The following is a 19440-nucleotide window of genomic DNA, read 5'->3' as shown; positions in this document are numbered from 1 at the left end:
GAGACCGTGGCGGATTACGCTTCGCTAACCCGTCCTGCGCAAGAACACGAATTCCGTGTCGTCGTACGCCCGCCGCTCCAACTCCTCAAAGCCCTCCGGCGGCACGACCTGCGCGGCCTTCGACTCTTCCACCACCAACAACGCGCCCGGCGTGAGCCAGCCGCCATCGCGCAAGCTCGCAAGCGCCTTTTCCGCAAACCCCTTCCCATAGGGCGGATCGAGGAAGACCAGCGAGAACGGCTCGACGGGATGCGCAGGGCCGAGATCCGTCGCATCGCGGCGGTAGACCTTGGTGACGCCGCCGAGGCCGAGCGCCTCGACATTGTTACGCAGCAGTGCACGGGCCTCGGCGCCATTGTCCACGAACAGCGTGAACCTCGCGCCGCGCGAGGCCGCCTCGATGCCGAGGGCGCCCGTGCCGGCGAAGAGATCGAGCACGCGCGCATCCTCGATCGGATTGTCATAGGCGTGCACGAGAATGTTGAACACGGACTCGCGCAGCCGGTCCGCCGTGGGGCGGATGTCGCGCGAGGACGGCGAGGCGAGATTGCGCCCCTTCAAACGACCGCCGACGACGCGCAACGTCAATCCTCCCGCGGGGTCAGGTCGCGCTTGCCGTGGTAGCCGCGCTTGGGACGGCGCGGCGGGCCATAGCCGCCCGCTTCCATCTCGTTGCGCTCGCGCGCCTCCTCGCTGCCGGTGCGCTGCACCAGCACGCGGCGGCCCTTGCGGTCGTTGATCACCGCGCGCTTGCTGGCGGGCTTCTTCGATCCATCGTCCTCGCGTGTGGCTGGTTTCGCCGGCACATCGAACTCGGCACCCGACTTCTCGATCACCTTGTCGCCGAGCTGCTCGCGCAGCACCCGGGAGCGGACCTCCTCGACCTGGCCCTCGGGGATCTCGCCGAGCTGGAACGGGCCGTAGGAGACGCGGATCAGGCGGTTTACCTCGAGCCCGAGATGGGCACAGACATTGCGCACCTCGCGGTTCTTGCCTTCACGGATTGCGAACACCAGCCAGACATTGGCACCCTGGTCGCGCTCCAGCGTCGCCTCGATCGGACCGTACTTGACGCCCTCGATCTCTATGCCGTTCTTGAGCTCGTCGAGCTGCGCCTGCGTGACGTCGCCATGAGCGCGGACGCGGTAGCGGCGCAGCCAGCCGGTGTCGGGCAGCTCGAGCGTGCGGGCGAGCCCTCCATCGTTGGTGAGCAGCAGCAGGCCTTCGGTGTTGAAGTCGAGCCGGCCGACGCTGATGAGGCGCGGCAGGCCCTCGGGCAGATTCTCGAACACGGTCGGACGCCCCTCAGGGTCGTCATGCGTGGTCATCAGCCCGCGCGGCTTGTGATAGAGGAACAGCCGCGTGCGCTCGCGCTCCGGCAACGGCTTGCCGTCGACCATGACGACATCGTTCTTCGTGATGTCGAGCGCCGGCGAGTTGATGACACGGCCGTTGACGGTGACGCGGCCCTGCGTGACCATTTCCTCGGCGTCGCGGCGCGAGGCAAGACCCGCGCGGGCCAGCGCCTTGGCGATGCGCTCTCCGGCCTTCTTCGGCTTCGGCGCGTCTTCGCGCCGCGGCCGACCCTCGAAGTCGCGATCACGCTCGCGATAGGCGCCGCGGCCGCCGAAAGCGGGGCGCTTCTCGAAAATCCTGCCGTCGTCCTCGTTGTCGCGCCGCGGCCTGTCGCGAAAACGACCTTCGTTGCGCGGATGCTCCTGCCAGTCCGTGCGGCCTTCCGGCCGTCCTTCGCGCGGACGCTTGAAGTGCGGACGATCGTCGCCGGAACGCTCCTCACGCGGGCGCGAGAAGCGCGGGCGATCATCCCCCTCGTCACGACGCTTGGAGAAGCGCGGACGGTCTTCGCCGCGACCACCGTCCGGGCGGTCGGGGCGCTGACGCCAGGGCTTCTCCTCGCCGCGGTCACGGCCGCCGAAGTCCCTGCCGAAGCTCTTGCGCGGGCGATCTCCATGCGGCCGGTCATCGCGCTTCTGCCACGGCTTGGAATCGCCGCGCTCGCCACGATCGCGCGGACGATCACCGCGATCGCCGCCACGCGAAAACTTCCGCTCGCCGTCGAACTTCCGTTCGGGACGATCGCCGCGCGGCGCATAGGGCCGCTTGTCGCCGAACTTCCGCTCGCTGGAGCGCCCGGCCGGACGCGCATCGTCGCGATCCCGGCTGCGCGGCGGGCGGTCGTCGCGGCTATGGGACGGACGGTCACCGCGGGGCTTGAACGGCCGCTTCTCGCCATCGCGCGAGCCGCGATCGGAAAACGGGCGGTCGCCGCGCGGCTTGAAGCTGCGCTCGCCGCGGCCCTCACCGCCGCGGTCGTCGCGCTTGACGCGGGGACGGTCGCTGAAATCGCGGCGCGGGGCATCGCCCTCCTCGCGGCGGCGGAACGGGCGGCTGTCACGGTCGCCTCGCGGCGGCGGACGGCTGTCGCGATCGCCCTTGCCCTCGAAGCCGCGCTTGGCGAATTTCTTCTCAGGCCCGCGCGGCTTGCCGCTGCGGCCTTTGGCGGGGCCTCGCCGGCCGCGGGAATCGTTGTCTTTGTCGCTGTCGCGAGGCATGACTAATCTCACTTGACGGGGTAGCCAGACGGCACTGCGCGCTCGTTCCGAGCCGCACGCTCAGGCAAATTCGGTATCCACTCTCGCTGAAGGCGGAGCTAGTAGCAGGTTTCTGGCGATGATACGAGGCATGAAAGCCCCTTCTTTCATGGATTTGGCGCTTCAGGCGGCTGAAAATGCCGGTCAATCGGGCGAAGTTCCGATCGGATGCGTGGTGGTCCGCAACCAGGAGGTGATCGCCACCGGGGCCAACCGGACGCTGACGGACCATGATCCGACCGCCCATGCCGAGATCGTCGCACTGCGCGAGGCCGCGAAAAAGATCGGCAGCGAACGTCTCGTCGACTGCGACCTCTACGTGACGCTGGAGCCCTGCACCATGTGTGCGGGCGCGATCTCCTTTGCAAGGGTGAGGCGCCTCTATTACGGCGCGGCGGACCCGAAGGGTGGCGCGGTGGAATCGGGCGTCCGGTTCTTCGCTTCGCCGACCTGCCATCACGTGCCGGACGTCTATTCCGGCGTCGGCGAGAGCGAGGCCGCGCGGCTGCTCAAGGAGTTCTTTCGCGAGCGGCGGTAGGTCTCTCCCCCGTCATTGCGGCTTAGCCTGAGAAGAACTCCAGCAGCGCCTTCGCGGTCACCTGCGGATTCTCCTCGGTGAGGAAGTGCCCTGAATCCACCGGCATGCCGTCGACGTTGGTGGCCCATTGCTTCCAGGTGTCGAGCGGGGTCGCGGCCGCCTGAGCGATGCCGGCATTGCCCCACAGCGCCAGCATCGGAATGGTGATCTTCTTGCCGGCCTCGAAATCGGCCTTGTCGAGGTCGTAGTCGAAATAGGCGCCGGCGCGGTAGTCCTCGCACATCGCGTGCACCCGGGAAGGATCGCGGAACGGGGCGATGTAGTGCTCGAGCGCGCGCGGATCGATCGCGTCCAGCGTCTTCGACCTGGTCTGGCTCGCCATCTTGAAGCGCAGGAAGAATTCGCCATTGCTCGCGATCAGCGTCTCCGGCAGCGGAGCGGGCTGCGCCAGGAAGGTCCAGTGGTAGATCTTCAGCGCTGAGGCGCGGTTCATCCGCTCCCAGTAATCGTAGGTCGGCAGGATATCGAGCACGGCGAGCTTCGACAGCCGGCCGGGATGGTCGAGCGCCAGGCGGTAGGCGACGCGGCCGCCGCGGTCGTGGCCGGCGAGACCGAAATGCACATGGCCGAGGCGCTCCATCGCCTCGACCATGGCTCGCGCCATCGCGCGCTTGCTGTAGGGCATGTGCAGCGCATCGCTGGTGGGCATGTCGGACCAGCCATAGCCCGGCAGATCGGCGATGATCAGCGTGAAGGCTTCCGCGAGGTCGGGCGCCACCCGGTGCCACATCACGTGCGTCTCGGAGAAGCCGTGCAGCAGCAGCAGCGGCGGGCCCTTGCCGCCGACACGGGCGAAGATGCGGCCGAAGGAGGTATCGATCCATTCGGCGGCGAAGCCCGGATAGAGGTCGACGAGGTCGGACATCTTCTTGCATCCTTATTGGTCGGTCGCGGGGCCGCCCGACACAGCGAAAGTCGAAAACAACCCCATGCACAGTACCGGTATTATCAGCCCGGCACCTAACCCCAACAGCTGATTGCATAATCTGCAATGCCGATGTGGCGGGGTGGTGACGCAAAACCGCGATGGACCGGACGGCCGGCTTGCGCGCCGGCCGGCATGACGGGCTAGCCCTGGGCCTTCTCCGCCTCCACCGCCTGCCAGCCGATGTCGCGGCGGCAGAAGCCGTCCGGCCAGTCGATGCGGTCGACGGCCTGGTAGGCGCGGGCTTGCGCCTCGGTCACGGTCTTGCCCAGCGCGCAGACGTTGAGGACGCGGCCGCCATTGGCGAGGATGGCGCCGTCCTTCGCCACCGTGCCGGCGTGGAAGATCTCGACGGTCTCGACCTTGGCGGCCTCCTCCAGCCCGGCGATGCGGGTGCCCTTCCGGTAGTCGCCGGGATAACCCTTCGCGGCCATCACCACGGTGAGCGCGGAATCCGGATGCCAGCGCAGGTCGAAATTCTTCAGCTGCCCGTCGCAGGCGGCCAGGAAGGCCGGCACGATGTCGCTCATCATGCGCAGCATCAAGACCTGGCACTCGGGATCGCCGAAGCGGACGTTGAACTCGAACAATTTCGGGCCCTGCGTCGTCAGCATGATCCCGGCATAGAGCACGCCGCGGAACGGCGTGCCGCGCTGCTTCATGCCTGCGACCGTCGGCAGGATGATCTTCGCCATGATCGCGTCGTGGACGGCAGGCGTGACCAGCGGCGTCGGCGAATAGGCGCCCATGCCGCCGGTGTTCGGGCCGACGTCGTGGTCGAACACGCGCTTGTGGTCCTGGGCGGAGGCGAGCGGAATCGCCGTCTCGCCGTCGCACAGCGCAAAGAAGCTGATCTCGCGGCCCGGCAGAAACTCCTCGATCACGACCTCAGCGCCGGCCTCGCCGAAGGCGCCCTCGAACATCATGGCGATGGCATCCTCCGCCTCGCGCACGGTCTTGGCGACGACGACGCCCTTGCCGGCGGCGAGGCCGTCGGCCTTGACCACGATCGGCGCGCCCTGGCTCTGCACATAGGCGCGCGCGTCATCGGCATTGGTGAAACGCTTGTAGGCGCCTGTGGGAATGCCGAACTCGGTGCACAGCGCCTTGGTGAACCCCTTGGAGCTTTCGAGCTGCGCCGCCGCCCGGCTCGGGCCGAACGCCTTGATGCCGCTAGCTGCGAGATCGTCGACGATGCCGGCCGCCAGCGGCGTTTCCGGCCCGACCACGACGAGCTCGACCTTGTTCTGCCGGCAGAAGTCGATCACCGCGGCATGGTCGGCGACATCGAGCGCCACGCACTCCGCCTCCCTGGCGATGCCGGCATTGCCGGGCGCGCACCAGAATTTGGTCACCAGGGGAGAGGCTGCGATCTTCCACGCCAGGGCATGTTCGCGGCCGCCGGAACCGAGCAGGAGAATATGCATAAGAGGCTCAGAATGAGGGGTTTTGCTGGGGCGGAGGTCGCATGAATCGGGGTGGGGCTCAAGGGGGACCTGCTCCGAACTCCCGTCATTCCGAGGCGCGCACGCTAGGGCGTGAGCCCCGATCCGTAGGCCGCCGGCTGTCAGCACGGACAGTATTTGCGCAAACCGGACACTCGGTTGGACCCACTAGTCTCAGATGGGCGAGGAGCGGACATCTCGAAGATTGGGAATGGCCGCGCTATGAGCAATGCGCGGTGGAAGCTGCACTGTCGCAGGTAGCGCCTCGGATCCAGCAAATCAAACCGACAAGGACCAAATCCGCTGGGGGTAACCTGAGCTGATTTATGTCAGGTTGCCCGTGCCACTTTACAATGCGCAACGAATCGTCGGTGCCGCGTCAGTGCGGCCGGAAGCTCAATCCCCAACAGACGTATCCCGCGTGAGGGTAGCGGCATGAAGGAAGAGCATGCATTTGACCAAAAAGCGCTGATCGAGATCGTCAGCGCCAAGCCGCAGAACTTCGCGTGGTTCCTGGGCGCTGGTGCATCACGGTCTGCTGGCCTCCCCAGCGCCACCGATCTCCTTTGGGACCTCAAGCGCCATTATTATTGCCGCGAGGAAAATCAGGAAATTACGCGCCAAGACATCCAGAACGACGCTGTCCGTCACCGTATCCAATCGTTCATGGAGTCTCGCGGATTTCCTGCCGAATGGGCCGACAACGAATACGAAGCGTACTTTGAGAAGCTGTTCGGCAAAGAAGTCCTTGAGGTCGGCGTTGAACACGAACCGCTTGTTTCGGTGCGCCGTGGCGTTCGTGACAATCGAAAAGTCCCTCTTAAAGCCGTGTGCCAGTCGGCACTGACTTCGGGAGCGGGATTGTTCCAACTCAACATGAATGTCCAAAAGAAGATCAGCCAACTTTGTCTGAATCATCTTCAGGCGCGGCTTGGGGGCCGTGATTAATCGCCAGCCACCTCCCTTCTTGGGTATAGTGAACTGCTCGTACTTCTGCTCATCAGGGAGCCAGTAAAGAACGAACGACAAGGATGCCGGTTGGACTCCCAAAACTCGTGCCAGTTGGGGGAGCGTCTTAACGCCTCTGAGTCTAGCCAGCTGTGTCATGAGGGAAAAGGGCTTGCGGATACTCGTACGCCAGATCAGACGCATAGACGCAGCGAACGGCACGGAGCGCGCATTCCTACGCGCATTCATATCAACTGTCGCGAAGCACAACAGCAAAATCTATCCGCAAGCCTTAGTTGCAGTTGATCAGTCCACTCTTGCTAGGGCAAGGCTCGCGGCTACTTATCAACAAGAGCATCAAGCGGTCTAAGCCCTCCCAGCCTTGTACCAACCGAAGCAGATTTAAACGTCAGAATTACGGTGACAGCCCGTAGGACAGGTTGAGCTCTTGCGAAACCCATCGCGCTTGTTTCGTGATAAGATCGCGTTATGACCGCGTACCGCCGCAACTTCGTGCCGGTGGTTGTTTCTTCTTCACCGTCAATCTGGCGGAGCGGAGGCTGTCATTGCTGACAGATCATGTCGAGGCGTTGCGCGCGGCGTTTCGCGAAACGCGTCAGCGCCATCCGTTCACGATCGATGCCATCGTGATTTTGCCTGACCACCTTCACACGGTGTGGACGCTACCAGAAGGTGATGCCGATTTTGCGATGCGCTGGCAGCTGATCAAGTCCACCTTTTCGCGCGGCCTGGCGCACAATGAAAGGATATCCCAAAGCCGCTTGGCCAAACGTGAACGGGGCATTTGGCAGCGCAGATATTGGGAGCATACCATTCGTGACGACGTCGATTTCGCGCGGCATGTCGACTATGTTCACATCAATCCGGTCAAGCACGGGCTCGTCAACCGGGTGCGTGACTGGGCGCCCTCGTCGTTTCATCGCCACGTCAGGCTTGGCAATTATCCGGTCGATTGGGCCAGCGATCAATTGGATCACGGCCGCGACTACGGTGAGCGGGGATAAAGCAGCGATGGGTTTCGCAAGGGCTCAACCCATCCTACGAACTGTCTGGTGGTGAGCTCGTCGAGCTCGGCCAGGCGCTTGCCGGCGATCGACTTTTCGCCGTGCGAGCAATCGGCTACACGGGAATTGCATTTCCCCCGCGTGCTCGCAAAGCGCTGATCCAACAAGGCCCAGAGATGACTGAAAAGCCGCAGCCGGGCGCGCCCGCCCTGGAAAAAGGGCTGGACCTTCTGGAGGCATTGGCGGGCGCTGCGCGCGGAATGAGCCAGAAGCAGCTTGCCGAACGCGTCGGGCGCTCCGTCAGCGAGATCTTCCGGATGCTGGTGGCGCTGGAGCGGCGCGGCTATGTCGCGCGCGACCCGGCGACCGGCGAATACACCTTGACGCTGAAGCTGTTCCGGATCGCCTCGCAATTCCCGCCGACCGAGCGGCTGCTGAAGGCGGCGCTGCCGGTGATGGAGCAGCTGGCGTCGCGCGTGCAATTGTCCTGTCACCTCACGGTGCTGCACGGCGAGCAGTTCATGGTGATCGCCCGGATCGAGCCGGAATGGCTGATGGGCTGGTCGGTCAAGGTCGGCGCGGTGTTTCCGCTCACCCAGCAATACGCCTCCGCGAAGGTGCTGGCGGCCTTCCAGCTCGAGGGCCGGCGCGAGGAGCTTGCGCAGGTCATCGCGACCAATGACCGGATCAGCACGAAAAAGGCGCTTGCCGCGCTCGACCGCATTTCGGCGGAGGGAGGAAACTTCTCCAATGACGACGGCTATACGCGCATCCTGGCCTATAGCTGCCCGATCGTCGAAGCCTCAGGCCGCGCGGTGGCCGCGATGACCGTCCCGCTGGTGCGGCAGGATCAAATCCCCGCTAGCGAGGCCGGCACCATCGCCGCCGAGCTGCGCAATGCGGCCAGGATCGTCTCCGAGAAGATCGGCGGCGTGTCCTGACGTAGGTTGGGATCAGGCTTGATTGCTACAACGCAATTGCACTCCCTCTCCCGCTCGCGGGAGAGGTTGCACCGAACCCGCCGGGATCGCTTCAGCCAAAGCCAACCCGCTCAAGCGCGATGCGCGGGCAGATCTACCCATCGTGCTCTGCTGCTTTCATCCTTCTTGCTTCTCTTCTGCGCTTTTTCCATCGGAGCTTTTCGAGCGCTCTTCGAAACGATCAGCCCCCTTGGCCAGATCGTGCCCCATCCTGCTCTCGTTCTTCGCTTCTTCCTTGGACGCTGCTTCACGCAAGCCTTCGGCGGCCTGTTGCCCCGCCCTTGATGATTTTCGTTCGTCATCCATTTGGTGGCTCCTTCCTGATAAGACGCCTCCCAGGAAACTCGCTGGTTGATCCCAGGATCGGGCGTACAACGTTCCAATCAGATCCCCACGGCATTGTTCCCGATTCCGTTGAGGCTCCTGGTCGAGCCGCGGCAATGCCTGCCTGGCGATTCCAGGAGACGCCTTCGAGGGTGTCAGTGTGATATCATGATCCGATGCAGCTTATTTTCATCTATGGGCAAGTCGCCTCGGGCAAACTGACTATCGCGCGCCATCTTGCCTCCCGGACAGGGATTGCGCTGTTTCACAATCACCTCGTCGTCGACGCAGTTGGCTCGGTGTTTCCGTTCGGCACGGAGGCATTCTCGCGTTTGCGCGAACAGTTCTGGATGGCCGTGTTCGAGGAAGCTGCCAAGGAGAAGCGATCGTTGATATTCACATTCGCCCCCGAGCCAACGGTGGCTGGGGACTTCCCGGTCCGGGTAAAAGAACTCGTGGAGCGGAATGGCGGCGAGGTCATCTTCGTGGCACTGCACCTGGAACAGGCAGAGCAAGAGCGACGCCTGGTCGATGACAATCGTGCCGCATTCGGCAAGATGCGGGACCTGTCGCTACTGCGCGCACTTCGACCGCAGTTCGACGCCTGCATGGTATCGATGCCTCAGCCTGCAGTCACCCTCGATGTAAATAATCTGAAGCCATCTCAGAGTGCCGAGGCTATCTCACGCCTGATCTCGGTAAATCCCGAGCGAGAGACCTGAGGCGCGCTGCGAGCGACAGCCCTGCCGGGCGCGACTTCCGCTCCGGGTCGATCAGCGCGCCGACACCGGACTCACGTCAGTTTGGCACCCGCTTTGAATCCGGCGCAAATCGTGCGCACGACGTTGCGGGCCATCTTCTCGCTGGGGAGATTGGCCGCGACGGCGGCTGCCACGTGGACGGGATGGACGAACACGGTCACCGCGTCCCGCACGACGCCGGCCGCGGCCTCGACGTCATCAACCCGGATTTCGCCGCGCTTTTTTGCGTCGGTCAGGATGCGGCCGACCAGAGACGTCATCGCTTTCGCATACGCCGCGATGATCTCAGGCCGCTCCTCCACGATCCGGCGGTACAGGCCATAGACCTCCGCGTCGGCCGTGAACCGTTCGCGCTTGCGGGCGTGCAGCGCCAGCACCATGCCCTCCAGGCGTTCCGCGAAGGATCCTCGCGCCTCGACGAACTGTCTCGCCATCTCTTCCTCGTCGCGCATCATTTCAACGACGAGGGCGTCGAAGATGTCGGCCTTGGAGCGGAAGTGGCGATAGATCGTGGTGTGCGACGTGCCGAGCGCGCGCGCGATGTCGACCACGTTCGTCTTTGCCTCGCCATGCCGACGCACCTGGGCTCGCGCGGTTTCGAGAATCTGCTCTCGGAACGAATTGTCGTCGGAAGAAGGACTTGAAGGCATATCGACCTGCGTTTGCTGGCGAAAAGTACAGCAAAGCCGCCCTGCGCGCAAATCCGAACAAGATATGAATTATGTTCGTTGACTTTTGAACGGGTGCGCGACATCATCAGGCTTAATCCAGCCCGAGAGGTTCGCCATGACTGATGCCCTGAAGCCATCCGAACAGGCCCGAATTGCGCTCGTGACCGGCGGCTCCGGCTTCGTCGGCGGCCGCCTGATCTCGCACCTTCTCAGCCACGGCTGGCAGGTGCGGGCGCTGGCCCGAAGCGCTTCGAGCGAGGCGCAGGTCAAAGCGCTGGGAGCGACGCCGGTGCGGGGTGCGCTCGACAACGAGCAGGCGCTGCGAATGGCGATGCAAGGCTGCGAAATCGTGTTTCACGCCGCCGCGCACTTCAAGCTTTGGGGCAAGCGCGAGCTTTTCGACCGGACCAACGTCGAGGGCACGCGCGTGGTCGTGAACGCGGCGGCGGCGACGGCCAGCGTGCGCCGCGTGGTCGCGGTCAGCGCAGCGGCGGTGGTCATGGGTGATCCCGAGCCGATGTCGAATGCCGACGAGAGCCTTCCGCTGCAAGTCCGCGCCTTCTCGCCCTACGCCTCATCGAAAGCTGAGGGCGAGCGTGTCTTGCTGGCCGCGAGCGGCGTCCGCCCGGGCCTGGAGACGATCGCGCTGCGGCCGCCCTTTGTCTGGGGAGGCAACATGCCGACCCTCGATCACATGGTGCAGACGGTAAAGGCCGGCCGGTGGCAATGGGTCGCTGGCGGCACGCAGGCCATCTCGAGCTGTCACGTCGACAATCTGTGCTCCGCGCTGATACTCGCCGCGGATCGGGGTCGTGGCGGGGAGGCGTACTTCGTCGCAGATTCGGAGCAGAGCACGCTCAAGAGCTTCATCTCGTCGCTGCTCGCCACCCGCGGGGTGAGCCCGCCAGACAAGTCCGTCCCGTTCGCCATGGCCTGGACCATGGCCGGCCTCATGGGCGCAGCGTGGCGCATCCTGCGCCTCGGCGGCGAGCCGCCGATCACGCGCCAGATGCTGCGCCTTATCGGCAAGCCGTTCACGATCAGCACAGCCAAGGCGCAGGCCGAGCTGGGCTACGCGCCGCAAATCACGATGACGGAGGGACTTGCCGCGATGCGGCAGGGCGAAGCCAGCCTCGCCAGTCTGGCCGGCCATCGCGGCGACCTGCGTGCAGTCGCCGTCTCCTGACGGCAGAGCGTCAGGCGCTAGAGCATTTTCGGTTCTGATTGAATCAGAACCGAAGCTCCAGATTCTTGTTTGACGCGTTTTCTTTGCGCAAACCGGTACCCACTTCGCTCGAAAACGAGCTAGGCCAGCGTCATCCCGCCGTCCACGACCCAGGCGGCACCATTCACATGCGCCGCCTCGTCGGAGGCGAGAAAGGCAACGACGTTCGCGACATCCTGCGGCCGCCCATGCGCTGTCGCAACGTTTCGACGCAACGCAATGGCGCTGTCATGCGCCTGGCCCTCCAGTTCCCGGATCATGCGCGACTCGACCGGTCCGGGCAGAACGGCGTTGACCCTGATCCTCGTCCCGGCCACATCGAGCGCCGCGGTGCGTGTCAGCCCGAGCACCGCGTGCTTGGAGGCGACATAGCCGGCGAGCCCTGCACGCCCGCGGATCGCGGAGGTCGATGCCGTGTTGATGATTGCGCCCGTCCCACGCTGCATCATCCTTGCGATCACGTGCTTGAGGCCGAGAAACACGCCCCTGACGTTCACCTGCAGCAATCGATCGAACGTCTCGTCGGGGTATTCGTGGAGAGGCGCGACGACGCCCTCGATGCCCGCATTGTTGGCGAAGATGCCGATCGGCCCCAGGCGTGCTTCCGTCGCCTCGACGAAGGCGATCGTATCCTGCGCGCGCGAGACATCCGCGCGGATGGCGAGCGCCCTTGCCCCACCCTCCTCGACCAGTTGCGCCGTGGAGCGTGCAGCCGCTTCGTCGCGGTCGACGATCGCGACCGCAGCGCTCATCCGCGCCAGCCTCAACGCAATGGCGCGCCCGATATCGCCCCCGCCGCCGGTGACCAGCGCGACCGGCGGCCGGTCAGCACCGCTCACGACTTCAGGAACTCGCAGCCGCCATCCGCCAGCGGCCGCCAGGCCTCGGACGGCGCAATGGTCTTGACCAGCTTGTAATAGTCCCAGGGATATTTGGAATCGCCGGGCGTCTTCACCTCGAACAAATACATGTTGTGCAGCTTGCGACCGTCGGCGCGCACGCTGCCCTTGCCGAACAGGGGATCATCGGTCGGCAGCTTCTTCATCTGCTCGACCACGGCCTTGCCGTCGCCGGAGGCGCCGAGCGCATCGACGGCCTTGAGGTAGTGCAGCGTCGTGGCATAGGCGCCCGCATGCAATGCGGTCGGATAGCGGCCGTTGTTGCGCGGCGCAAAGCGCCTGGTCCATGCGCGCGTGTCGTCATTCAGGTCCCAGTAGAAGGACTCGGTGAACTGCAGGCCCTGCGCGATCTTCAAGCCGAGCGAATGCACGTCGCTGAGATACAGCACCGTAGCGACCACGCGCTGGCCGCCTTGCGGAATGCCGAATTCGACCGCCTGCTTGATCGAATTGATGGTGTCGCCGCCGGCATTGATCAACGCGATGATCTCCGCCTTCGACGACTGGGCCTGCAACAGGAAGGAGGAGAAGTCCTGCGTGTTGATCGGCGTGCGAACGGCGCCGAGAACCTTGCCGCTGGATTTCTGCACGACGTTCCTGATGTCGCCTTCCATGGCATGGCCGAAGGCGTAATCGGCGGTGAGCAGGAACCAGCTCTTGCCGCCGCTCTCGACGACGGCGCGCGCGACACCCGACGACAGCGCGTAGGTGTCGTAGGTCCAGTGCACGAGATTGGGCGAGCAGGACTTGCCGGTGAGGTCCGACGATGAGGCGCCCGACACCAGCAGCGTCTTGTTGTTCTGCTGCACGACGTTGCGCACCGCGAGGGCGACGGCCGAGTTCGGCGCATCGACGATGACATCGACGCTCTGCCGGTCGATCCATTCGCGCGCGATGTTGGCGCCGAGATCGGCCTTGTTCATGTGGTCGCCGCTGATGATCTCGATCGGCCGGGTCATCCTTGGACCCGAGGCCTGGAAATCCTCGACCGCCATTTTCGCTGCCAGCAGCGAGCCCGGGCCGGTGACATCGGCATAGAGGCTGGACATGTCGGTCAGCACGCCGATGCGGAGCGGCTTCGTCTCCTGCGCCCGCGCACCGAGCCCTGCCATGCCCAGCGCCAGTCCGCCGGCGCCAGCCAGCAGCCGGCGGCGGCTCACCCGAAATCGTCCTGCCATGTCGAGGCCCTCCTTGCCTTGTGCGTGTTTCTTCCCGGTATTCGCCGCCCGCACGTACATCGCATGCAGGCTGATCTTATTGTTCAGGGAGTGAGCCGCTCGATGAGCCGCCGGTCCTCGACCTCGAATCCGCCGCCATAGACGTCCGACACCATGAAATGCGCGCCGAGGATCTCCGGCTCGAGTTCGGCGATCGGATCGTACGCGCAGGCGTGCAGCGTCATCGAGGCGCGGCCCGGCAGCGGCCTGGAATATTTCAACGGCGTGCGGCGGTAGGCGATGTCGGCATAGGCCGTGCCGAGCCGCTCGGGGTGCGGCAAGCGGCGCACGTGGATCTCACCCGCCGGCAGTTCGTCGCCATCGACGACCCGGACCACGGGCGCGGACGGATCCGGCGTGAAGGCGAAATCGGCGAGCGGAATTCCGCGGCGCCGGACCCATCCGGTGATCGAGCCGTCCGGATGCTCGTCGAACGCGTAGTGCGCATCCTTCTTGGTGTAGCCGAACACTTCGCGCCCGGCGCAGATCCCCATGGGATCGCTGCAATACATGAAGATGTGCGTCTCGGTGAACAGTCCCTTGTAGCGCACGGGAACCGAGATCATCAGATCGAACATCTCGCCGGCGTGTACGGCGAGGGAGTGGCCAGGCGAACGCATGAAGCGGAAGGCGACGCGATCGCTTGCGATCTCGAACGGCGTGTCGGCGAGCAGGGTCGCGACCTTACCCGGCGCCACGCGGGTCATGATCTCGACGGTCCGCAACGTGCAGCCCCACTCGACCGGATAGGCCGGCGAATAGGGCGGATTGACCCCGCTGTTCGGCTTGAGCCGATAGTCCCCGAACATGCGTGCGCGCGGATCGTCGGGATCTGTGGCCACCGTCATCGGGTCCGCTTCCTCTTAATTCATATATGATTTGGTAATTTCATATATGAAACGAACCCGGAGTCAAGTGAGCGTCTTCGCGCCGGGTTCCCGCCCAATGGGAATCGATTGGCGCTTGCCTACGAAAATCCTTAACGTCCGGCGCGACCCCAAAATGCCGAATCGTTTGCCGATGCCGCCTGCGGAACAACTGCTCAACGCGCCCGAATTCACCGTCTCCGAGCTCTCCCAGTCCTTGAAGCGGACGGTGGAGGACGCCTTCGGCCATGTCCGGGTCCGCGGCGAGATTTCCGGCTTTCGCGGCGCCCATTCCTCCGGCCATTGCTATTTCGCGCTCAAGGACGAGAGCGCCAAGATCGAGGCGGTGATCTGGAAGGGCGTGCACGGCCGCATGCGCTTCAAGCCCCAGGAAGGGCTCGAGGTCATCGCCACCGGCAAGCTCACGACCTATCCGGGCTCCTCGAAATACCAGATCGTGATCGAGGCGCTGGAGCCGGCCGGCATCGGCGCGCTGATGGCGCTGATGGAGGAGCGCAAGAAGAAGCTCGCCGCCGAAGGCCTGTTCGACGAGGCGCGCAAGCAGCTTCTGCCCTGGCTCCCCGAGGTGATCGGCGTCGTGACCTCGCCGACCGGCGCCGTGATCCGCGACATCCTGCATCGGCTTGAGGACCGCTTCCCCCGCCGCGTGCTGGTATGGCCGGTCAAGGTGCAGGGCGAAGGCTCGGCCGAGCAGGTCGCGGCGGCGATCCGCGGCTTCAACGCGCTGCCGGAGGGCGGCAGGATTCCGCGCCCCGACGTGCTGATCGTCGCGCGCGGCGGCGGCTCGCTGGAGGATCTCTGGTCGTTCAACGAGGAGATCGTGGTGCGCGCCGCGGCCGAGAGCATGATCCCGCTGATCTCGGCGGTCGGGCACGAGACCGACATCACGCTGATCGATTTCGTCGCCGACAAGCGCGCGCCGACGCCGACGGCAGCGGCCGAGATGGCCGTTCCCGTGCGCAGCGAATTGCTCATCGAGGTCGCCGACCTCGGCCGCCGCACCCGCGCCTATTGGCAGCGCGCCCAGGAGAGCCGCCGCAGCGAGCTGCGCGCCGCCGCGCGCGCGCTGCCCGCGGCCTCCGATCTGCTCGCCATTCCCAGGCAGCGGCTGGATTCGGCGGGCGCGTCCCTGCCCCGCTGCCTCAAGGCCAACACGCATGCGCATTTCCGCCGGTTCACGGCCGCCGGCGCCAAGCTGACCTTGCGGGTGCTGCACGGCCAGATCGCGCAAGCCGATCACCGCCTCACCGTGTGCGGCGAACGGCTCGGCCTCTCGGCGCGCTCGCTGCTGCGGCAGCGGCGCGATCGCTTTGCCGGGCTGGAGGTACGCCTGCGCGCCTCGAAGCTGTCCAACGCGCAGGCGCAGCGCAACGCGATCGCCCGCCAGCGCGAGCGCACGCATCGCCTCGCCGAGCGCGCGGGGCGTGCGCTTGCGACGCTCCTGCACCGGCTCGACACTCGGGTCGAGAACAGCGGCAAGCTGCTTTCCGCGCTGTCCTATCGCAGCGTGCTCGCGCGCGGCTTTGCACTGGTGCGCGACGAGGCCGGCCACCCCGTGCATGCCGCGGACTCGATCGGTCCGGGGGCACGCGTCGAGATCGAGTTCGCGGACGGCCGCGTCGGCGCGACGGCGGATGCGGATCGCCCGCCTCCCGCCGCAAAGCGCGCGCCGGCGCAACCGAAGCCGGCTGCGCAGGAAACCAAGCCCGCACCGAAGCGGTTGGCCAAGCCGGTGGATCAGGGCAGCCTGTTCTGAGGCCTCGCCATTGCGAGGCGCAAAGCCACGAAGCAATCCAGAAATCTCTCCGGAACGACTCTGGATTGCTTCGCAGAGCCTGTCATCGGGCCGCGCTTCAGCGGCAGGACAATCCTGCATCGATCGTGGTCCAGAAACCGCAATGTCCCGGCGCGCGGTGCGGAGCTTTGGCCTGGGCTTCGAACAGGAAGACCGCGACGGTGAAGGCGATCAGTGCGGAAGCGAAGAGAGCGATGCGGTTGCGCATGTCACTGCGTTCAATCGACATCATGGTCGAATGATGGCGCCGTTGCGGGCCGAAAACCGGTCAGCTCCTCCGTCGGGCGACCGTCCGGAGGAATATGTAATCCGGTGTTGCGCCGCGCTCCATCCAGACTACGGGCTGCCATGCGTTGCGAGCGTTGACAACTCCCGTTGCGGGAGTAGCTTTTTCGTCGACAGAGCGGGACCAACCGCTCGCGACCTCTCGGGAGAAACGCCATGACGATCGCCATCCGGCAACTCCATAAGCATTTCGTCGGCGAGGTGTCCGGCCTCGACCTGCGCAAGCCGCTGACGGCGGACGAAGCGCGCGACATCGAAGCCGCGATGGACAAGTATGCGGTGCTGGTCTTCCATGACCAGGACATCACCGACGAGCAGCAGATGGCCTTTGCGCTCAATTTCGGCCAGCGCGAGGACGCGCGCGGCGGCACGGTGACCAAGGCGAAGGACTACCGCCTCCAATCAGGCCTGAACGACGTCTCCAATCTGGGCAAGGACGGCAAGCCGCTGGCAAAGGACAGCCGCACCCATCTGTTCAATCTCGGCAATTGCCTCTGGCATTCCGACAGCTCGTTCCGCCCGATCCCGGCGAAATTCTCGCTGCTGTCGGCGCGCGTGGTGAACCCGAAGGGCGGCAACACCGAGTTCGCCGACATGCGCGCGGCCTATGACGCGCTCGACGACGAGACCAAGACGGAGATCGAGGACCTCGTCTGCGAGCACTCGCTGATGTACTCGCGGGGGTCGCTCGGCTTCACCGAGTACACCGACGAAGAGAAGGAGATGTTCAAGCCCGTGCTGCAACGCCTGGTGCGGACCCATCCGGTCCACCGCCGCAAGTCGCTGTATCTGTCATCGCATGCCGGCAAGGTCGTCGGCATGAGCGTGCCCGAGGGACGATTGCTGCTGCGCGACCTGAACGAACACGCGACGCAGCCTGAGTTCGTCTACGTGCACAAATGGAAGCTGCATGACCTCGTGATGTGGGACAACCGCCAGACCATGCACCGCGTCCGCCGCTACGACCAGTCCCAGCCACGCGACATGCGCCGCGCAACGGTGGCGGGGACCGAGCCGACGGTGCAGCAGCAGGCGGCGGAGTAGGCAACACACGCCGTCATTGCGCGCCAACGGGTCCGCGCATAGCGCGGCCCGATGAAAGGCTCCGCGAAGCAATCCAGAATGCCTCCGCAGAGGGTTTCTGGATTGCTGCGTCGCTTCGCTCCTGGCAATGCCGGCAGCGACAGCTACGCGTGGCCGGCCTCGTTGGAGAGCATCCCGGGATCGATGCCGATCTTCTGCAAGGCGCGCGTGTATTTATCGTCGACGTCGTCGCCGAAGATCAGGTCGGCATCCGCATCGCAATGCAGCCAGCCGTTGCTCTGGATCTCGGTCTCGAGCTGGCCCGGCGCCCAGCCGGCATAGCCGAGCGCGAGGATGGCGTGCTTGGGACCGGAGCCGTTGGCGATCGCGCGCAGGATGTCGACCGTCGCGGTGAGGCAGACGCCGTCATCGATGCGCAGCGTCGCGTTCTCGATGTAGAAGTCACTGGAATGCAGCACAAAGCCGCGGCCGGTATCGACCGGGCCGCCGCGCAGCACCTTCATGCTTTCGGCATTTTCCGGCAGCTTGATGTGCTCGCCCTTCTTGACGATGCCGAGCTGCTGCAGGAGCTCGGGGAAATCGATGCTGCCGGCGGGATGGTTCACGATGATCCCCATCGCTCCCTCGGCGGAATGCGCGCAGAGATAGATGACCGAGCGCTCGAAGCGGGAGTCACCCATCACGGGCATCGCGATCAGCAGCCGGCCATCGAGATAGCCGGCCGAGCCGGAAAGCGCGAGGCCCGCACTGCGGGTGCTTTCGCCCGTCCTCTTTCCTGTGGGAGCCATCGGTGAAGCACTCCGGTTTCGATTCCTATCCTGATGTCGGGCCGGGCGACTGTCAAATCAAGGCTTGCACAGACTTGATTCCAGTGCATCCATCACAAGCAATTCAATGGTTTGGCCCAAGGCGACACTGTAAAGACGTGCCATGTCCAGCATAGTTCCCCTGCGTGCGGCGATTGGCGTCGCGACAATCTTGCTTGCGTCGTCACTGGCTTTCGCCGCCCATGCCGACGACGCCTCGCCGTGGCAGCGCGACGGACATTCCGCGGTGCGGCTTTTAGCGGGATCGCGCAGCGGGGCGGTGCTGCTCGGCGGTATCGCCTTCCAGCTCCAGCCCGGCTGGAAGACCTACTGGCGCATGCCGGGCGATTCCGGCGTTCCGCCGCGCTTCGACTTCTCGAAGTCCGAGAATGTCGAGGCGGTGACGGTCATGTGGCCGGCGCCGCTGAAGTTCGACGACGGCGCGGGCGGCCATTCGATCGGCTATCGCGACCAGATCGTGCTGCCCTTGCGCATCGTCGCCAAGGCGGCCGACAAGCCCGTGACGCTGCGCGCCGAGATCAGTTACGCGGTGTGCGAGAAGCTCTGCATTCCGGTCGAGGCCAGCGCCGAGCTCGGCTTCAACAGCGTCGCCTCGACCGAGGATGCGAACTTGCGTGCCGCGCTCGACACCGTGCCGAAGCCCGCCAATATCGGCGACCCCAATCCGCTCACCATCCGCGACGTCAAGCGTGACGGACCCAGGAACGTGGTGGTTGACGTGGTGACGCCGGACCGCCGGAACGTCAATCTGTTCGTGGAAGGCCCGACGCCCGATTGGGCGCTACCGATTCCGGCGCCCGTGCAGCACAGCCCGCCTGGGGTGACGCGCTTTGCTTTCGAGCTCGACGGGCTGCCGCCCGGCGCCAAGCCGGACGGGGCCGCGTTGAAGTTCACGCTGGTCGGGCCGGACAAGGCATACGAGTTCAATACGAACTTGGAGTGAGGGGTCGTCTCGGCGAAGCACAACGCCCG

Annotated in this window: 19 protein-coding genes and 1 pseudogene; 9 read left to right on the top strand and 11 right to left on the bottom strand. The window is 65.1% G+C overall.

Features of this window, described 5'->3' with window-relative positions:
- Positions 1-24: 24 nt before the first annotated feature.
- The gene (gene rsmD / locus K408_RS0121185) at positions 25-582 is read right to left on the bottom strand and encodes a 16S rRNA (guanine(966)-N(2))-methyltransferase RsmD (protein ID WP_024340483.1); all 558 of its coding nucleotides are present in this window, start codon (positions 580-582) and stop codon (positions 25-27) included.
- A gap of 2 nt (positions 583-584) precedes the next feature.
- The gene (locus K408_RS0121180) at positions 585-2573 is read right to left on the bottom strand and encodes a pseudouridine synthase (RefSeq protein WP_024340484.1); all 1989 of its coding nucleotides are present in this window, start codon (positions 2571-2573) and stop codon (positions 585-587) included.
- A 118-nt stretch (positions 2574-2691) separates the two neighbouring features.
- Here K408_RS0121180 and tadA point away from each other — a divergent pair, with 118 nt between their 5' ends.
- On the top strand, positions 2692-3150 hold the full coding sequence (gene tadA, locus K408_RS0121175) for a tRNA adenosine(34) deaminase TadA (protein WP_029674204.1): 459 nt from the start codon (positions 2692-2694) through the stop codon (positions 3148-3150).
- A 22-nt stretch (positions 3151-3172) separates the two neighbouring features.
- Here tadA and K408_RS0121170 read toward each other — a convergent pair whose 3' ends face one another.
- Both K408_RS0121170 and purD read right to left on the bottom strand, forming a co-directional pair.
- On the bottom strand, positions 3173-4075 hold the full coding sequence (locus K408_RS0121170; protein WP_024340486.1) for an alpha/beta fold hydrolase: 903 nt from the start codon (positions 4073-4075) through the stop codon (positions 3173-3175).
- 203 nt (positions 4076-4278) lie between these two features.
- Entirely contained in the window at positions 4279-5562 is a 1284-nt protein-coding gene (gene purD, locus K408_RS0121165; protein WP_024340487.1) for a phosphoribosylamine--glycine ligase, read from the bottom strand.
- 453 nt (positions 5563-6015) lie between these two features.
- On the opposite strand from purD, the gene K408_RS42805 reads away from it, so the two are divergent.
- From K408_RS42805 to K408_RS0121150, 3 genes and pseudogenes are all read left to right on the top strand, one after another.
- Positions 6016-6528 (top strand): SIR2 family protein, encoded by a 513-nt coding sequence (locus K408_RS42805; RefSeq protein ID WP_162250046.1) that lies wholly within the window; start codon positions 6016-6018, stop codon positions 6526-6528.
- A 489-nt stretch (positions 6529-7017) separates the two neighbouring features.
- Positions 7018-7553: pseudogene (locus tag K408_RS38395) on the top strand (REP-associated tyrosine transposase).
- Between the two features lie 176 nt (positions 7554-7729).
- Positions 7730-8494 carry an IclR family transcriptional regulator gene (locus K408_RS0121150; protein WP_024340490.1) on the top strand — a complete coding sequence of 255 codons (765 nt, stop codon included), beginning with the start codon at positions 7730-7732 and terminating at the stop codon, positions 8492-8494.
- Positions 8495-8650: 156 nt separating this feature from the next.
- Here the strand turns inward: K408_RS0121150 and K408_RS38390 are convergent, their stop codons facing one another.
- The gene (locus K408_RS38390; protein ID WP_035698329.1) at positions 8651-8839 is read right to left on the bottom strand and encodes a hypothetical protein; all 189 of its coding nucleotides are present in this window, start codon (positions 8837-8839) and stop codon (positions 8651-8653) included.
- Positions 8840-9033: 194 nt separating this feature from the next.
- On the opposite strand from K408_RS38390, the gene K408_RS0121145 reads away from it, so the two are divergent.
- A complete protein-coding gene (locus K408_RS0121145) occupies positions 9034-9579 on the top strand; it encodes a P-loop nucleotide/nucleoside kinase family protein (RefSeq protein WP_024340491.1) in 546 nt (181 codons plus the stop codon).
- Between the two features lie 71 nt (positions 9580-9650).
- Here K408_RS0121145 and K408_RS38385 read toward each other — a convergent pair whose 3' ends face one another.
- Complete coding sequence (locus tag K408_RS38385; protein WP_024340492.1) at positions 9651-10268, bottom strand: TetR/AcrR family transcriptional regulator; 618 nt, start codon at positions 10266-10268, stop codon at positions 9651-9653.
- Positions 10269-10404: 136 nt separating this feature from the next.
- On the opposite strand from K408_RS38385, the gene K408_RS0121135 reads away from it, so the two are divergent.
- The gene (locus tag K408_RS0121135; protein ID WP_051160691.1) at positions 10405-11475 is read left to right on the top strand and encodes an NAD-dependent epimerase/dehydratase family protein; all 1071 of its coding nucleotides are present in this window, start codon (positions 10405-10407) and stop codon (positions 11473-11475) included.
- Between the two features lie 119 nt (positions 11476-11594).
- Here the strand turns inward: K408_RS0121135 and K408_RS0121130 are convergent, their stop codons facing one another.
- The 3 genes from K408_RS0121130 to K408_RS0121120 all read right to left on the bottom strand — a co-directional run bounded on the left by K408_RS0121130 (position 11595) and on the right by K408_RS0121120 (position 14478).
- On the bottom strand, positions 11595-12353 hold the full coding sequence (locus K408_RS0121130; RefSeq protein WP_024340494.1) for an SDR family NAD(P)-dependent oxidoreductase: 759 nt from the start codon (positions 12351-12353) through the stop codon (positions 11595-11597).
- Positions 12350-13591, bottom strand: a complete 1242-nt coding sequence (locus K408_RS0121125) for an ABC transporter substrate-binding protein (protein WP_051160694.1) — start codon at positions 13589-13591, stop codon at positions 12350-12352. Before K408_RS0121125 ends, K408_RS0121130 begins: the two co-directional genes overlap by 4 nt.
- Before the next feature lie 83 nt (positions 13592-13674).
- Entirely contained in the window at positions 13675-14478 is an 804-nt protein-coding gene (locus tag K408_RS0121120) for an acetoacetate decarboxylase family protein (RefSeq protein WP_200948545.1), read from the bottom strand.
- A 172-nt stretch (positions 14479-14650) separates the two neighbouring features.
- On the opposite strand from K408_RS0121120, the gene xseA reads away from it, so the two are divergent.
- Positions 14651-16273: an exodeoxyribonuclease VII large subunit gene (gene xseA, locus K408_RS0121115; protein WP_024340497.1), complete on the top strand. Its 1623-nt coding sequence runs from the start codon at positions 14651-14653 to the stop codon at positions 16271-16273.
- A gap of 97 nt (positions 16274-16370) precedes the next feature.
- Here xseA and K408_RS42185 read toward each other — a convergent pair whose 3' ends face one another.
- Entirely contained in the window at positions 16371-16544 is a 174-nt protein-coding gene (locus K408_RS42185; protein ID WP_162250045.1) for a hypothetical protein, read from the bottom strand.
- A gap of 209 nt (positions 16545-16753) precedes the next feature.
- Between K408_RS42185 and K408_RS0121105 the strand changes: the two genes are divergently transcribed.
- Entirely contained in the window at positions 16754-17641 is an 888-nt protein-coding gene (locus K408_RS0121105; protein ID WP_024340498.1) for a TauD/TfdA dioxygenase family protein, read from the top strand.
- A 143-nt stretch (positions 17642-17784) separates the two neighbouring features.
- Here K408_RS0121105 and K408_RS0121100 read toward each other — a convergent pair whose 3' ends face one another.
- Positions 17785-18429, bottom strand: a complete 645-nt coding sequence (locus K408_RS0121100; protein ID WP_024340499.1) for a YqgE/AlgH family protein — start codon at positions 18427-18429, stop codon at positions 17785-17787.
- Between the two features lie 142 nt (positions 18430-18571).
- On the opposite strand from K408_RS0121100, the gene K408_RS0121095 reads away from it, so the two are divergent.
- Positions 18572-19411 (top strand): protein-disulfide reductase DsbD domain-containing protein, encoded by an 840-nt coding sequence (locus K408_RS0121095; RefSeq protein WP_024340500.1) that lies wholly within the window; start codon positions 18572-18574, stop codon positions 19409-19411.
- The last annotated feature ends 29 nt before the right edge of the window (positions 19412-19440 follow it).

It is taken from the genome of Bradyrhizobium sp. in8p8 (genome assembly GCF_000426845.1).
Taxonomy (GTDB): domain Bacteria; phylum Pseudomonadota; class Alphaproteobacteria; order Rhizobiales; family Xanthobacteraceae; genus Bradyrhizobium; species Bradyrhizobium japonicum_C.
This window is presented reverse-complemented; position numbering and strand designations above follow the sequence as displayed.